The sequence below is a fragment of the Oceanobacillus oncorhynchi genome (assembly GCF_000821065.1).
In the GTDB taxonomy this organism is placed as follows: Bacteria; Bacillota; Bacilli; order Bacillales; family Amphibacillaceae; genus Oceanobacillus; species Oceanobacillus oncorhynchi.
In genome coordinates, this window is record NZ_CDGG01000001.1 from 1,294,563 (window position 1) to 1,309,656 (window position 15,094).

General features: G+C 40.9%; 15 protein-coding genes and 1 riboswitch. Of the genes, 10 read left to right on the forward strand and 5 right to left on the reverse strand.

Going from position 1 to position 15,094, the window contains the following annotated elements; translation table 11 throughout:
- Window positions 1-53: 53 nt before the first annotated feature.
- The 4 genes from BN997_RS05940 to BN997_RS05955 all read right to left on the reverse strand — a co-directional run bounded on the left by BN997_RS05940 (window position 54) and on the right by BN997_RS05955 (window position 2,716).
- Complete coding sequence (locus BN997_RS05940; protein ID WP_042530529.1) at window positions 54-518, reverse strand: SH3 domain-containing protein; 465 nt, start codon at window positions 516-518, stop codon at window positions 54-56.
- Between the two features lie 174 nt (window positions 519-692).
- Window positions 693-1,106 (reverse strand): Fur family transcriptional regulator, encoded by a 414-nt coding sequence (locus tag BN997_RS05945; protein ID WP_042530531.1) that lies wholly within the window; start codon window positions 1,104-1,106, stop codon window positions 693-695.
- 15 nt (window positions 1,107-1,121) lie between these two features.
- Window positions 1,122-1,946: a metal ABC transporter permease gene (locus BN997_RS05950; protein ID WP_042530533.1), complete on the reverse strand. Its 825-nt coding sequence runs from the start codon at window positions 1,944-1,946 to the stop codon at window positions 1,122-1,124.
- A gap of 20 nt (window positions 1,947-1,966) precedes the next feature.
- Window positions 1,967-2,716, reverse strand: coding sequence for a metal ABC transporter ATP-binding protein (locus tag BN997_RS05955; RefSeq protein WP_042530535.1), 750 nt, complete (start codon window positions 2,714-2,716; stop codon window positions 1,967-1,969).
- A gap of 877 nt (window positions 2,717-3,593) precedes the next feature.
- On the opposite strand from BN997_RS05955, the gene BN997_RS05960 reads away from it, so the two are divergent.
- The 3 genes from BN997_RS05960 to BN997_RS05970 are packed head-to-tail and all read left to right on the forward strand — an operon-like array spanning window position 3,594 to window position 8,997.
- Complete coding sequence (locus tag BN997_RS05960) at window positions 3,594-5,987, forward strand: 3-hydroxyacyl-CoA dehydrogenase/enoyl-CoA hydratase family protein (RefSeq protein ID WP_042530537.1); 2,394 nt, start codon at window positions 3,594-3,596, stop codon at window positions 5,985-5,987.
- Between the two features lie 25 nt (window positions 5,988-6,012).
- On the forward strand, window positions 6,013-7,188 hold the full coding sequence (locus tag BN997_RS05965; protein WP_042530538.1) for an acetyl-CoA C-acetyltransferase: 1,176 nt from the start codon (window positions 6,013-6,015) through the stop codon (window positions 7,186-7,188).
- Window positions 7,189-7,212: 24 nt separating this feature from the next.
- A complete protein-coding gene (locus tag BN997_RS05970; RefSeq protein WP_042530540.1) occupies window positions 7,213-8,997 on the forward strand; it encodes an acyl-CoA dehydrogenase family protein in 1,785 nt (594 codons plus the stop codon).
- A 61-nt stretch (window positions 8,998-9,058) separates the two neighbouring features.
- Here BN997_RS05970 and BN997_RS05975 read toward each other — a convergent pair whose 3' ends face one another.
- Window positions 9,059-9,859, reverse strand: a complete 801-nt coding sequence (locus BN997_RS05975) for an ion transporter (RefSeq protein WP_042530542.1) — start codon at window positions 9,857-9,859, stop codon at window positions 9,059-9,061.
- 225 nt (window positions 9,860-10,084) lie between these two features.
- Here BN997_RS05975 and BN997_RS05980 point away from each other — a divergent pair, with 225 nt between their 5' ends.
- From BN997_RS05980 to BN997_RS06020, 7 genes are all read left to right on the forward strand, one after another.
- On the forward strand, window positions 10,085-10,558 hold the full coding sequence (locus tag BN997_RS05980; protein ID WP_042530544.1) for a DinB family protein: 474 nt from the start codon (window positions 10,085-10,087) through the stop codon (window positions 10,556-10,558).
- Between the two features lie 19 nt (window positions 10,559-10,577).
- Window positions 10,578-10,934, forward strand: coding sequence for an arsenate reductase family protein (locus BN997_RS05985; RefSeq protein WP_042530545.1), 357 nt, complete (start codon window positions 10,578-10,580; stop codon window positions 10,932-10,934).
- Between the two features lie 661 nt (window positions 10,935-11,595).
- Window positions 11,596-11,976, forward strand: coding sequence for a glycine cleavage system protein GcvH (gene gcvH, locus BN997_RS05995; protein WP_042530549.1), 381 nt, complete (start codon window positions 11,596-11,598; stop codon window positions 11,974-11,976).
- 214 nt (window positions 11,977-12,190) lie between these two features.
- The gene (locus tag BN997_RS06000; protein WP_042530551.1) at window positions 12,191-12,556 is read left to right on the forward strand and encodes a toprim domain-containing protein; all 366 of its coding nucleotides are present in this window, start codon (window positions 12,191-12,193) and stop codon (window positions 12,554-12,556) included.
- A 144-nt stretch (window positions 12,557-12,700) separates the two neighbouring features.
- A complete protein-coding gene (locus BN997_RS06005; protein ID WP_052484929.1) occupies window positions 12,701-13,021 on the forward strand; it encodes a thioredoxin family protein in 321 nt (106 codons plus the stop codon).
- Window positions 13,022-13,160: 139 nt separating this feature from the next.
- Window positions 13,161-13,260: riboswitch (SAM riboswitch) on the forward strand.
- Between the two features lie 128 nt (window positions 13,261-13,388).
- On the forward strand, window positions 13,389-14,411 hold the full coding sequence (locus tag BN997_RS06015) for a methionine ABC transporter ATP-binding protein (RefSeq protein ID WP_042530555.1): 1,023 nt from the start codon (window positions 13,389-13,391) through the stop codon (window positions 14,409-14,411).
- Window positions 14,404-15,072, forward strand: a complete 669-nt coding sequence (locus BN997_RS06020) for a methionine ABC transporter permease (protein ID WP_042530557.1) — start codon at window positions 14,404-14,406, stop codon at window positions 15,070-15,072. Before BN997_RS06015 ends, BN997_RS06020 begins: the two co-directional genes overlap by 8 nt.
- Window positions 15,073-15,094: the final 22 nt, after the last annotated feature.

A 15,094-nucleotide genomic window follows, 5' to 3' on the forward strand; every position in this document is an offset into this window, starting at 1 on the left:
GAAGCTTAGATAATCCATTTAATAATTTCAGTCAAGAGAAAAAATCTTTTTAATCACTCAACAGCTTCCAGGTATCCGGCATTTGCATAGCCAGTGACGTCTTGATAAGAAATCTCAACCCACTCATACTCGTCTTCTTCACCGATAAGCTGGACAATATCCCCGTTAACCAGCGTTTCTACAACCTCACTGTCTGCGTTGGGGCTGCTTCGGATATTTAATACCTCTGCAGTAACCTCATACTCCTCTTCATTGGAGTCGCCAGTGTCCGCATCCGTTTCTTCAGATTCCTCCTCCGATTCAGAATCCCCCGATTCCTCATCTGTATCTGCATCCTTATCTGCTGCATCTGCTTCTTCCGTTTCTTCATCATTTTCCAATTCGTTTACTTCAGATGCTTCATTTTGAAAGTCGAAATCTGGATTGTTAAATTGTCTTTGCATCACTAAAACAAATACAATAAAGATAATTCCTGCGATGAATAATAACAATAATCGAAATTTACTACTTTTACGCATACTACTCTGCTCCTAATATAATTGTTCTAAAAGTAGTATACATAACTTTTCGACATAAAGAAATAGAATTTCCAAAAAAAATGTGTAAATCATGAGAAAAACTGCGGGTTTGCTCGTACAATAGCGAATCCGCAGTTTTTTCTGATGTTTTATTCTTATATTAATTGAAACATGTTAAGCGTGAAGGCATTCCGGGCATTTGCCATAAATCTCAAATTTATGATCTTCAATTTCATAATTTGACAGCTCAGCAGAAGCAGAATCCATTGGACATACTTCAATTTCTTTTGTTTTACCGCAATCCTTGCAGATAAAATGGTGATGATGATGATGGCTGCAGCTTAGGCGGAAATGCTTTTCACCTTCTAAATCTGTTTTTTCTAATATCCCTAAATCATAATATAGGTGCAGGTTCCGATAAATGGTATCGAAGCTGATTGTCCCATATTTTTTTTCGAGATGGACAATTAAATCCTTAGCAGGACGATATCCATCCTCAGATGCAAAAAATTCTAAGATATCCTTCCGTTTTCCGGTAGTTTTATATCCTTTTTCTTTTAAAACAGTGATGGCATCTTGAAGATTCATCGAAAAAACCTCCGTTTACTTTCGTAGTTTTTTCATTCCTATAGCAATTAATAATAAAATTAACGACGTCATGACAATTGTTCCGCCAGGTGGAATATCTAAATAATAGCCTGAAATAATTCCAAATATCACGGCAATTTCACCAAAGAGAATTGACAGGAATATCATTTGTTTAAACCCTTTAGCGATTCGCATGCTTGCTGCAACAGGCAGTGTCATCAAAGCGGAAACCAGCAGCACTCCGACGATACGAATGGAAGCAGCAATGACAAGCGCTGTTAATACAATAAACAGCATATTAATCCATTTGACATGCAGCCCGGCAATCGTTGCTTGCTCTTCATCAAAGGACATGGTAAATAGTTCTTTAAAGAAAAGCCAGATAATGACAAGTACAAAGGCAGCTACTCCAGAAATGACGTAAAAATCATTAACCGTTACGGCAGATACAGATCCGAATAGATAGTTGAATAAATCCGTATTAAACCCGTCTGCAACGGAAATGAAGATAACACTTAAGCCGACGCCGGCCGACAAAATGATAGGAATGGAAATTTCCTGATACGCTTTATACACGGTACGCAGCTTTTCAATAAAGATAGAGCCGAGTACGGAAAAAAACATGCCGCTGTATATCGGTGAGATAACCCAGCCGTATACCTTCTCAGTCATCAGCCCAAATGAAATTCCGGCTAAAGTAACGTGCGATAAAGCATCTGCTATTAATGATTGTCTTCTGACAACAATAAAAGTTCCTAGTAATGGTGCGATGAGACCGATTAAGATACCTGTGAGAAACGTATATCTTAAAAAGGGGTAAGTTAAAAAATCCAAAAGCATTGTCTTTCCTCCAACGATAATTAATGCGTAACCAGGCTGACTGGATGACCATATATTTGAGAAAAGTCTGCTTCTGTAAGTGATGCATATTCATCCGGATTTCCGTGAAAATGCAGTGTTTTATTTAAACAAACAATATCTGTCGCATATTGGGTCATTGTGCCTGTATCATGTGTTACCAGCAGTAATGTTTTCTTGAATTCTGTATTAAGCTTATAAAGCAGCTCATAAAAAATTTTTACATTTTCATAGTCGATTCCTACAGTAGGTTCGTCCAAAATAATCAGCTCAGGGTCGCTGACCAGAGCGCGTGCGATAAAGATGCGCTGCTGCTGACCACCTGATAGATTCCCGATGTTCTGTTTGGTATACTCTGTCATACCAACCTGGGCAATTGCTCCATGAATTTTTTGCTTATCTTTTTTGGTTAAGAATTTTAAATAACCAAGCTGTGCAGTAAGCCCGGAAGCAACTACTTCATATACGGTTGCAGGAAATCCTTTATTAAATGCATTTGCTTTTTGCGAGACAAAGCCGATTCGATCTCTATTTTTAAGCTTTTGAATCGATTGTCCGAAAACCATTATTTCTCCCGTTTCCGGTCTTTCCAGGCCGAGAATGAGCCGGATCAAGGTTGTCTTTCCGCCGCCATTCGGTCCGACTAATCCCATGAAAGCTCCTTGAGGGATTTCAAAGTTTATATTATCTAAGACTTTACGAGATTCATAATGGAAGTTAATATTTGACATAGACACAACAGGTGTTGTCATCGTATTCCCCCATTCATTTTAAAATAATAATGGAACGTACTTTCAAGTTCGTACTCTACCTATGATATCGTAAGGGTTTCTGTTTGTAAATAGGAACGATTACGATTTTTAGAAACTCCTGAATGAAAACGCATATTAATATGAATACTCCCACCACTTCATTTCTAAAGAAATTTGAAGTGTGGGTTTCTGGGGTGTCGACTTTCAAGATGACGATTAACCGCCAGTGGAGTTGACACATCGGTGTGCTAAAAACACCCAACCCCGCTATCCCATTGGTCCTGCCTCTGGGACTACTTTTCAGCCTATATGAGGTTCACACGTTTGTGTGCCTTGGCTGGCATGTTTGGCTTGAACATTTTACGTGGCAAAGCAACGATTCTCGCCACAACCTATTATGTTCAGTTTTCAAAGAGCGTCTTTCAAGAACATTGTACCATGCAAACTTATGTTCGTAAATGTAAAAAGGCGATTCACCTCCCACCTACTCATTGGGTTTCACCCTGCACATTCTTTGAGGTTGGGAGTCCTCTCGCCTAACCAATATAGAAGAAACGCGTTATTTTAGCTGCGATGATTGTTGCTGGATTAGCAAAGGAACTTCCTTGAATCCGATTCTTAAGAACGATTTGAAGTAAAAGCTTAAAAGCTGCAGGAAGAGCAGTGTGCTTTCGTAACACCTATCACAATGTTTTCTAATACGTTTAAAATAAACTTTCACTTTGAAACCCCTTACAAAAAATTGCTAAATATATTGCCAAAAAATTAATAATCCGTTATAGTATAAGTAACGTGAGATATGCGATTTGCCAATATCTTTATTTTTTGGCTTAAAAATGAATGAGCATTCATTCAAGAGAGGCTGGAGGATTGTGAAATGACTTATTCGATTAAACATGCAGCAGTAATAGGTTCAGGTGTGATGGGTTCTGGAATTGCCGCTCATTTAGCAAATGCGGGAATATCTGTAACAATGTTTGACAGAGTACCAGATTCCTTGACAGACAAGGAAAAGAAGCAGGGCTTTACCTTAGAAGACAGGCAGGTCAGGAATCGGCTTGTGAGTGAGAGTAAAAAGAAATTATTAAAACAAAAGCCGTCACCGATTACATCAAAAAAAAGCTTAGATTTGATTCGGATTGCCAATTTGGAGGATGACTTGGCATTATTATCTGAAGCAGATTGGATCGTCGAGGTGATTGTTGAGAATTTAGAGGCAAAAAAAGAGCTGTTTAAAAAGGTGGATACACATCGCAGGGAAGGAAGCCTGGTCACCTCCAATACATCCGGGATTTCTGTGGACGCCATGATTGCAGATTCCTCAGAAGACCTGCAGGAGCATTTTTTAGGCACGCACTTTTTTAATCCGCCGCGATACTTAAAGCTGTTAGAAGTTATACCGATAGAAAAAACGAAGGCAGAAGTGCTTTCCTTCATGAAAACATTTGGAGAGGATGTATTAGGCAAGGGTGTTGTCGAAGCGAAGGATACGCCAAACTTTATTGCAAACCGGATTGGAACTTACGGGCTGTTAGTAACTGTCCAGGAAATGGAGAAGCAGGGATTAAGTGTCGGTGAAGTGGATTCGGTTACCGGTCCGCTTATTGGCAGACCAAAAAGCGCTACGTTCCGGACGCTGGATGTCGTCGGAATTGATACCTTTTACCATGTTGCGAATAATGTTTACCACCATGTATCCGACCCGAAAGAGAAAGCCATTTTTACGGTTCCGGACTTTTTAAAGCAAATGATTGAAAAAGGATGGATTGGTGCGAAAAGCGGGAAGGGCTTCTATGAAAAGAAGAAGGATAAAAGCATTGTAGAAATAAATCCAAGCACGCTGGAGTATCAGGAAAGAAAGAAGCTGAAAACAGCTGCTGTTGAATTAGCTAAGCAGGAAAAAGGATTAAACAGAAAAATGAAAGCGCTTATTAACCAAAAGGGAGATAAAGCTTCCGATTTTATTTGGTCTATTATCAAGCCGGTATTATTATATTCTGCTGATTTAGTCGGAGAGATTGCCGATGATGTCGTCTCCATTGATGATGCGATGAAATGGGGCTTTGGCTGGGAGTCAGGACCATTTGAAATATGGGATGCAGTTGGCGTAAGGGCTGCAGTGGAACGAATTCAGGATGAAGAGACAGCGGTGCCAAGCTGGGTGCTGGATATGCTGGAGGAAGGGAACGAAACCTTCTATAAAAAGGAAAATGGAGCTATTTACTTCTTTCATGAAGATGCCTATAAACAAAAGGACGTCAATAAGAAAGAGATCTCCTTAGCAGCAATCAAGGAGCAAAAAGGTGTCATCAAGAAAAATACCGGCGCCAGTCTAATCGATATCGGGGATGATGTTGCTTTATTAGAATTTCATTCCAGAAGTAATGCGATTGGTCTTGATATTATCCAGATGGTCAATGAATCCATTGAGGAAGTAAATAAAAATTACAAAGGACTGGTGATTGGAAACCAGGGCAAGAATTTCTGTGTCGGTGCCAACTTAGCAATGATGCTGATGGAAGCGCAGGATGATAATATATTTGAATTAGATCTCGTTGTCCGTCAATTTCAAAACATGGCGATGAATATTAAATATGCTGATAAACCTGTGGTGGCTGCTCCATTTAATATGACATTAGGCGGAGGGGCAGAAGTATCCTTGCCGGCTGCTGCGATTCAGGCTTCTCCGGAAACGTATATGGGGCTGGTTGAATTTGGTGTCGGTCTTATTCCTGGAGGGGGAGGAACGAAAGAGCTTTACTTAAAAGAGCTTCGTAATATCCCAGAGGGTGTGGATATCGATTTAACGAAGGTCGCGAATGATGTATTTGAAAAAGTAGCAACAGCAAAAGTTTCTACTTCAGCAAGAGAAGCAATGGAAAATGGCTATCTCAATAAAAACGATCGTATCAGCAGGAACCCGGATCATGTTCTCTATGATGCGAAAAAACGTGTATTAGCTTTAGCCGATGGGGGATATGAGAAGCCTGTACGTGAGAAAATTCCAGTTGTCGGAGAAGCAGGCTATGCAACTATGGTCATGGGTGCTAAATCGCTGTATTACAGCGGCTATGCTTCCGAGCATGATTTAAAAATTGCTGAAAAACTGGCCTATGTCTTATCTGGCGGAAGAATAAAAGAAGGTACGGAGATTGATGAACAGGTCATGCTGGATTTAGAAAGAGAGGCCTTCTTAAGTCTTATTGCCGAACCGCTGACTCAGCAGAGGATGCAGCATATGCTTGTGAAAGGAAAGCCATTACGGAATTAAAGAAAGTTCAAAGGAGGATACGTCCGTGAAAGAAGCAGTGATTGTAGCTGGTGCAAGAACACCAGTAGGAAAAGCAAATAAAGGTTCATTGCGGGATGTCAGACCAGATGATTTGGCAGCGCTTACGGTAAAAGAAACGTTAAAACGGGCCGGCGATTATCAAGGTTCGATCGATGACGTCATTATTGGCTGTGCGATGCCGGAAGCTGAGCAGGGAATGAACATGGCCCGGAATATTGCCGGGCTCGCCGGATTAAGTCAGGAGGTGCCGGGCATCACAGTAAATCGCTACTGTGCTTCCGGGTTACAAACGATTGCTTATGGTGCTGAACGGATTATGGTAGGCGCTGCAGATACGATTATCGCTGGCGGTGCAGAATCGATGTCAATGATTCCAATGGGCGGACATGTGATTAAGCCTAATCCGGCCTTGGTGGAACATGCACCAGAATATTATATGAACATGGGGCATACTGCCGAAGAAGTAGCCAATCGTTTCGAGATTTCAAGAAACGACCAGGATGCTTTTGCAGTACAGAGTCATGCACGTGCTGCTAAGGCCATAGAGGATGGTTTATTTCAAGAGGAAATCGTTCCGGTAGAGGTGAAGGAACGCTATGTCGGGAAGAACAATAAGATTGAAGAGAAATCTTTTTCCTTTGAAATGGATGAGGGCGTCCGGGCAGGAACGAATGCAGAGACACTCCGTTCCCTGCGTCCGGCCTTCCATATAAAAGGCAGTGTCACGGCCGGGAATGCTTCTCAAATGAGTGACGGAGCAGCCTCTGTTTTATTGATGGATAAAGAGAAAGCAGAAGCGGAAGGACTCACACCGATTTTAAAATTCCGATCCTTTGCAGTAGCTGGTGTAGCACCGGAAATCATGGGAGTCGGACCGGTGGAAGCGATTCCGAAAGCAGTGAAAATGGCAGGGTTGGAATTATCGGATATCGGTTTATTTGAATTAAATGAAGCTTTTGCTTCCCAGGCACTTCGAGTTATCCGGGCATTAGATCTAGATACGGCTAAAGTGAATGTAAATGGCGGTGCCATTGCATTAGGGCATCCGCTGGGCTGTACAGGAACCAAGCTGACAGTCAGTTTAATGCATGAAATGAAGCGGAGAAACGAGCAATTCGGAATTGTAACGATGTGTATTGGCGGCGGGATGGGAGCAGCCGGTGTATTTGAACTTCTATAATCTATTTGAAAAGGGGAAATTGCGATGAGTGAAACAAAAGAAAGATTATTTAAAGGCGGCGGTTTTTTAGTAGAGGATATTACGGCAGAAGATATTATCACACCGGAAGATTTTACCGATGAGCACAAGATGATTGCGAAAACAACGGAGGATTTTGTATTAGGAGAGGTTGTTCCTAAAATCGATAATCTGGAAAATCAAGAGTTTGAGCATTCCGTTGATTTGCTGAAAAAAGCCGGAGAATTAGGTTTATTGGGTGCTGATGTGCCGGAAGCATATGGCGGTCTCGCGTTAGATAAAATCAGTTCTTCCTTAATTGCAGAGAAGTTTTCCCGCGCCGGCGGTTTCTCTATTACACATGGCGCACATGTCGGAATCGGCTCCCTGCCAATCGTCTTCTTTGGGAACGATGCACAGAAGGAAAAATATCTTCCTAAATTAGCCACAGGTGAGTTAATTGCTGCCTATGCACTCACTGAGCCAAGTTCAGGCTCTGATGCGCTTGGTGCAAAAGCAACAGCCAAACTAAATGATGCCGGCACGCATTATATTTTAAATGGCGAGAAGCAGTGGATCACCAACTCTGCTTTTGCAGATGTCTTTATCGTCTACGCTAAAATTGACGGCGAGCATTTCAGCGCCTTTATTGTGGAAAGAGAATATCCGGGTGTATCTACAGGGCCGGAAGAAAAGAAAATGGGTATCAAGAGTTCTTCTACAAGAACACTGGTCTTAGAGGATGCCGAGGTTCCGGTAGAAAATCTGCTTGGTGAAAAAGGCCGCGGACACGTGATTGCTTTTAATATTTTGAATGTCGGCCGTTATAAACTGGCTGTCGGCGGTATCGGAGCAGCGAAGCGTACTCTGGAATTAGCTGTAAAATATGCAAATGAGCGCAAGCAGTTCCAAACACCGATTTCAAGCTTTTCGCTGACACAGGAAAAATTAGCAACGATTGCTTCCAAACTATATGCGAATGAAAGTGCCGTTTACCGGATTGTCGGTTTATTTGAACAGCGGATGGGCGCATTATCTGAAGAGCAGCTGCAGGATGGACGTGAGGTTGCCAGGGCAATCGCGGAGTATCAAATTGAATGCTCGATGGCAAAATACATGGTTTCCGAATTGTTGGATTATGCAGTGGACGAAGCCGTTCAGCTCCATGGCGGATACGGATTTATGCAGGAATACGAAGTAGAACGGATTTATCGTGATTCCCGTATTAACCGTATTTTTGAAGGAACGAATGAAATCAATCGCCTGCTTGTGCCGGGAACATTGCTGAAAAAAGCAATGAAAGGTGAGCTGCCATTATTGGAAAAGGCACAGGGACTGCAGGAAGAATTAATGATGATGATGCCGGAGGAAGTCGGCACAGAAGCATTAGAGCAGGAAAAATATTTATTGAGGAATGCGAAAAAGCTCATCTTGCTCGGAGCTGGATTGGCAGCACAGAAATACGGTAAAAAATTAGAACAGGAGCAGGAAATACTTGTTAAATTGGCAGATATGACAGCAGAGGTATTTAATATGGAATCTGCTATCCTTCGTACCGAAAAAGCCATTTCCAATGCCGGTTCAGAAAAAGCACAGCTGAAATTACTATATACGGAAGTGTATGTACAAGAAGCGTTTAACAGAATGGAGGCAGCAGCAAAAGAAATTCTGATTACTGCGGAAGAAGGGGATTCGCTGCGCGTCATGTTATCTTCTTTACGTAAGCTGACAAGGCATACACCAATCAATGTGGTTAAGAAGAAACGCGAAATTGCTGCGAAGGTTATTGAAGAAGAAAAATATATTGTTTAACTAACACAAAGGAGCTGTCGTAAAATGCATAGGATGCATTTGATGACAGCTCCCTTGTGTTCTAATCCTTCGTGGATTTTTCTTTTAATAAAGCTTTAATTTCTTTCAGCTCTTTTTCCATTTCTTCCAATTTTAAATCAGTTGGCGATGGTGTCTCTTCCCGGCTTGCTTCTTCCACATTATTGACAACAACCCCGACAAATAAATTAATAATAACGAATGCACCAATTAAAATAAAGGTTACAAAATACCACCAGGAGGAAGGATCTTGTTCTAAAATAGGGTACATCACACCACTTGCCCATGACTCTAATGTAATTACCTGAAATAAGGTGAGTAGGGTTCGATGCAAAGAACCGAAGTATTCAGGAGAAATGGATGCAAAAAGAGTGGTTCCAATAACGGCATAGACATAGAAGAACAGCCCTAAAAGAATCATGATTGTTCCCATCGAAGGTATCGTCAGCAGTAACGCATTAACCATTTTTCTTAAGGACGGAATAATCGATATCGCTCTTAATACACGAAGAACTCTCAGGATACGTAATACCATGATGTAACTTGAGCCGAGGAATACGAAACTGGCCGATATAATGATGAAATCAAACACATTCCACGGGCTTTTAAAAAAAGCTGTAAGAGAAGAGCTTCCTATTAATCTAATAATAATTTCAATTGTAAATACAGCTAATAATAAAGTATCCAGCCAATAAATGATAGAAGGGAATTGATTGGAAATAGCAGGGTACGTTTCAAAGCCTACAATAATAGCATTAAAAATAATTAATCCGATAATCGTGTTCGTGAATATTTTGTTTTCTGCAATCGCAGCACATTTTGCTTGAAAAGAATTTTTTATCATAATAAATATCCTCTCTCTATTAAGTGTTCATCCGATATGTAAAATAATTTGAATTACAATTTAAAAGACCTCTTTTTTCCACAACTATTATTGTACGAATACTTTTTTATTTTGTCACTTCTGATTACATTTACGGACAGCAGATATGGATTCAATATATTGGATTAAAGCAGAAGTTTCGTGGTACGCTAATAAAAAAGAAACATTATCTTAGGAGGGACTAGCATGTATCGAAATTTAAATGATTTTTTAACAGAATGGTCACAGTCTGCTGATGGTACAAAATCTGTATTAAAAGCTTTAGAGGATGATAAATTAAATCAGTCAATTGTAGAGGGACATAACAGCCTTGGCTGGCTGGGCTGGCATTTGGTGAATAGCCCTGTTTTCTTTATGAGCCTGGTCGGAATTGATTTAGACTCTTCTTATGATCCAGACGCCGTTCCAACAAAAGCAAGTGACATACTGGAAGCATATGAGGATATCTCAACTAGCGTTGCAGAGAAAGCAAAAGAGCAGCTGACGGATGAAGCATTAGTAAATGAAGTAGGTGATTTCGGCGGACCTGCTCCGAAAGGAAGTATTTTACGTATGCTGGTCAGTCATCAAATCCATCATCGCGGTCAGATGACTGTGCTGCTTAGACAGGCTGGCTTAGAGGTGCCGGGCGTTATGGGACCGACGAAAGAGGATCAATAGAAGAAGCGGAGGAAGAATAATGACATTATCTTTTTATTGGTATTCGAAATGCGGCACCTGCCGAAATGCAAAAAAATGGCTGGATGCAAACCAAATTGATTATAAGGCGATTCCGATTGCTGAAGAGCCTCCAAGTGCGAGTGAGCTGCTGTCTTGGATGGAAACAAGCGACCTGCCGCCTAAAAAATTCTTTAATACCAGCGGTAAAAAATATCGGGAATTAAATTTGAAAGAAAGAATAAATGATTTATCCCCGCAGGAAATGGCGGAGATTTTAGCTTCTGATGGTATGCTCATCAAAAGACCGGTCTTAACCGACGGCAAGAAAGTAACTGTCGGATTTAAAGAAGAAACCTATGAATCTGTCTGGAAATAGTGCTAGAAATGAGCAGTACTTCCATGTATAGTTAAAGTGGATGTTCAAAAAGTCCAATAAAAATGACACGGCGGGAAAAGGAAATTCTACTAAGAACGCCCACGTCATGTGGGCAACATAGGAGCCACCGTATCCTGCGGAAGTGCGTTGACGAGCTTTTTCCGTTACTCACGTATTATAAAGCATACGGGAACTTCTGTTAAAACCGTCCACGTCCTGTGGACAACACAGAAGTCACCACATCCTGTGGAAGCCCGTTCGTAAAAAGCTCGTCGCCTTGAACTTTCGGCGCACAAGTGTTTCCGGTGGGGCGTGTAATCGCAGCAATGTTGTCAGGTTAATGAATTTTCTTAAATTCAATACAAATAACAATAAAACTATCTAGCGGAGGAAAAACACGGAGACTCCTATGGGAAAGCGAAGTGGGAAGACCCCGCAGAAAAAAGTGGTCTTCTTTTTGCGAGGAGGCTGAGCGCAAGCCCATGGAAAGCGTAGTGTTTTTCCGCAGCGGTAGCACTAACCTGACAACATTGGTAATCGCAGTCCCAGGACGTGCTAGTGTCGGCTTTGCGACAGGACGTCGCGTACTTAGCCGACCGGTCCTTTTCATCGTACTTTTTGAACAATTAATAAGAATAAAGTTTTGTTGGAGGGATACGAAATGAGCTTGCCAAATGATTATTTATATTCAAAAGAACATGAATGGGTAAAAAAAGAAGATGGAAAAGTTCGTATAGGAATTACAGACTTTGCACAGGATGAGCTTGGCGATATTGTTTTCGTAGAATTACCGGAAGTCGGCGATTCTTTAGAGCTGGAAGAGCCATTTGGAAGTGTGGAATCTGTTAAAACGGTATCCGAGCTGTATGCTCCAGTCAGCGGGAAAGTGGTAGAAGTAAATGAAGAACTGGAAGACAGCCCAGAGCTTGTGAATGAATCACCGCATGAAAAAGCATGGATGATTGTTATTGAACTTGAGAATGAAGCGGATTTAGAGGAATTATTAGATTCGAAAGCATACCAGGAATTTATAGAAGGATAATAAAATTACATTGCACCTATTTTAGAGAAAGTGAAAATACAGGCGGTGCTCCTGAATTTTCAAAAAAGGCTCTAAAAATAGGTGAAAAAGAGCTGACTTTTCCACATTCGTGTATAGTTAGCTCTTTTCTTTTCATATAATATAGAAAAAGCATAGGATAGGATTAGGTTAAAAAAGATGTTTACCTAATCACTTCGATAAGGAGTGCAAAACGATGATGGAAGATGATTACAACAAAGTCATAATCGTTGAAGGGTTATCTGATAAAAAGCATCTAGAAAAAATTCTTGACGACAATACCATCACCATTGTTTGTACAAATGGAACCATCGGTGTAGAAAAATTTGAAGAGCTGTTGGAATATTATCATTTGGACGATACAGATGTATTTATTCTGGTGGACGAGGATGATTCGGGAATGAAACTCCGAAAACAGCTAGCCAGGGAACTGCCGCACGCAGAGCATATTTATGTAAGCAGTGAATTTCGTGAGGTTGCCGCCACCCCAAAAAGAATGTTGGCAAGTATTCTGGCAGGAAAACGCATTGGAATCAATCTCAATTATCTTGCAAAATGGTAACGTAAAACGTTAAAATAAGAATGGATTCTATCCGCCGAGGAAATAAATAAGGAAAGATGCGAAGTCGTTTTATACGCAACCAGTGTAATCCTTTCACTCAGCATATATTATTTTATGGGAAGAAAAAGATTGAGGGGAATGAACTTGAAACAGTTTAGTGGAGAAGAAAAGAATCATCAGCGATTCATACTATATATTTATACACCATTTTGCGGGACATGTACGGTAGCCCGCGCTATGCTTGAAAAAATAGAAAGACTGCATAAAACAGATATTTTTACGGAAATGAACGCGTCCATGCACCCTGATTTTATGCAGTCTCATCAAGTCGAAAGCGTGCCATGTCTTGCATTTATGGAAAACGGTAAAATGATTGAGAAAGTGTACACGTTTCAATCGACAGCAAATATTTATCAGTATTTGATGAAATACAAACCGGAATTATTCACAGCAATAAACACCTAATTTTTTCTGTACAAGAGGACGGTTCAATATACGAGAAGCAGCAGATTCCACAGAAACCTGAGTGAATGACTAGGGATTATGATTGACAAGGCACAAATGGCATGCTACTATAATGGCACTTCATTTAAAAATAGGCAAACTCTTATCAAGAGCGGTGGAGGGACTGGCCCATTGAAACCGCGGCAACCTTCAATCATTGAAAAGGTGCCAATTCCTGCAGGAAACTGTAAAGATAAGGGAGCAATGGACGATATTGTGTATAATAAAGCGTCTTTCTGTTCTCTTGCAGAAAGACGCTTTTTCAATGAAGAGAAAAGTAAATCGTACACAATAAAATAGGTTTGTACACATATAGGAGTGAAATAAAGTGATATCCATTGAAGGATTGAAGAAAATATTCTCTTTAGAAAAAAAAGATATTGTCGCCGTAGATAATTTAAATCTAAACGTAGCGGATGGAGATATCTATGGCGTAATCGGATACAGCGGCGCGGGGAAAAGTACTTTTGTCCGTTTGATTAACAGGCTGGAAGAACCGACGTCAGGTACGATAAAAATCGGCGATCAGGTTATTACCTCCTTATCGAAAAAAGATTTACGTGTTGCCAGACAGGATATTGGAATGATATTCCAGCATTTTAATCTGCTCTGGTCCCGAACAGTCGCTGAAAATATTGAATTTCCGCTCGAGATTTCCGGCGTAGAGAAAAGTGATCGGAAAAAGCGGGTGCTGGAATTGATTGAATTAGTAGGCTTGGCAGGCAAGGAAAATGCCTATCCGGCACAGTTAAGCGGCGGACAAAAGCAGCGGGTCGGAATTGCAAGAGCATTGGCGAATTCACCGAAAGTCCTGCTTTGTGATGAAGCGACCTCTGCACTTGATCCGGAAACAACGAATCAAATCCTGCGTTTATTGCAGGATATTAATGAAAAGCTGGGTCTAACCATTATTTTAATTACCCATGAAATGCATGTTATCCGCAAAATTTGTAATCGGGTTGCTGTGATGGAACAAGGGAAAGTGGTAGAAGAAGGAACGGTTCTCGATGTATTTACCAGACCAAAGCAGCCGGTAACGCAGAAATTTGTTGAACAGCTGACCGGTCCGGATGAGGAAGAGGAAGACATGACAGAGTTGAAGGAAAGATATCAAGAGGGCGCGTTATTACGGATTCAGTTTTTAGGAGAAAGTGCAAACCAGACCGTAATCAGCCAGCTTGTGAAGAATTTTGATATCCATGTTAATATTTTGCAGGGGAAAATCACCCAGACACAGGTTGGGAGCTATGGGACATTGATTGTTCAGCTGATTGGAAATCAGCAGAAAGAGGCAATGCAGTACCTGGAGGAACAGGATGTTATTGAATTGGAGGTAATTCAGCATGCTTGAGGAATTATTTCCGAACGTTACGATTGAAGATTTAGTAGAAGCTTCTCAAGAAACACTTTACATGACCATTATAGCTTTAGTCGGTACAGCTATTATTGGCTTACTTTTAGGCCTGCTGTTATTTTTAACATCGAAAGGGAACTTTTGGGAAAATCGATTGATTAATTTTGTTGTTGCAACATTTGTCAATGTATTTCGTGCCGTTCCGTTTATTATATTAATCCTGCTGTTATTTCCTTTCACCGATTTTGTAGTAGGGACACTGCGCGGACCTAATGCTGCTTTACCGGCTTTAATTCTCGGTTCTGCTCCATTCTATGCAAGATTAGTGGAGATCGCATTGAAGGAAGTAGATAAAGGGGTTGTAGAAGCTGCCAAAGCAATGGGGGCTAAAGCAAGTACGATTATTTTTAAGGTGCTGCTTCCGGAGTCCAAGCCTGCACTTGTATCGGGGCTGACGGTTACAGCGATTGCTTTAATCGGTTATACTGCGATGGCAGGTGCGATTGGAGCAGGAGGATTAGGGAACCATGCTTACTATTTCGGGTTTCAGCGGAAAAGCTGGGATGTTGTATTTGTCAGCACAGTCATCATTGTGATTATCGTATTTATCTTCCAGTTTATTGGGGATGCTATAACCAGAAAGATAGACAAGCGTTAAGAAAGGTGCTATTCAAGAATTT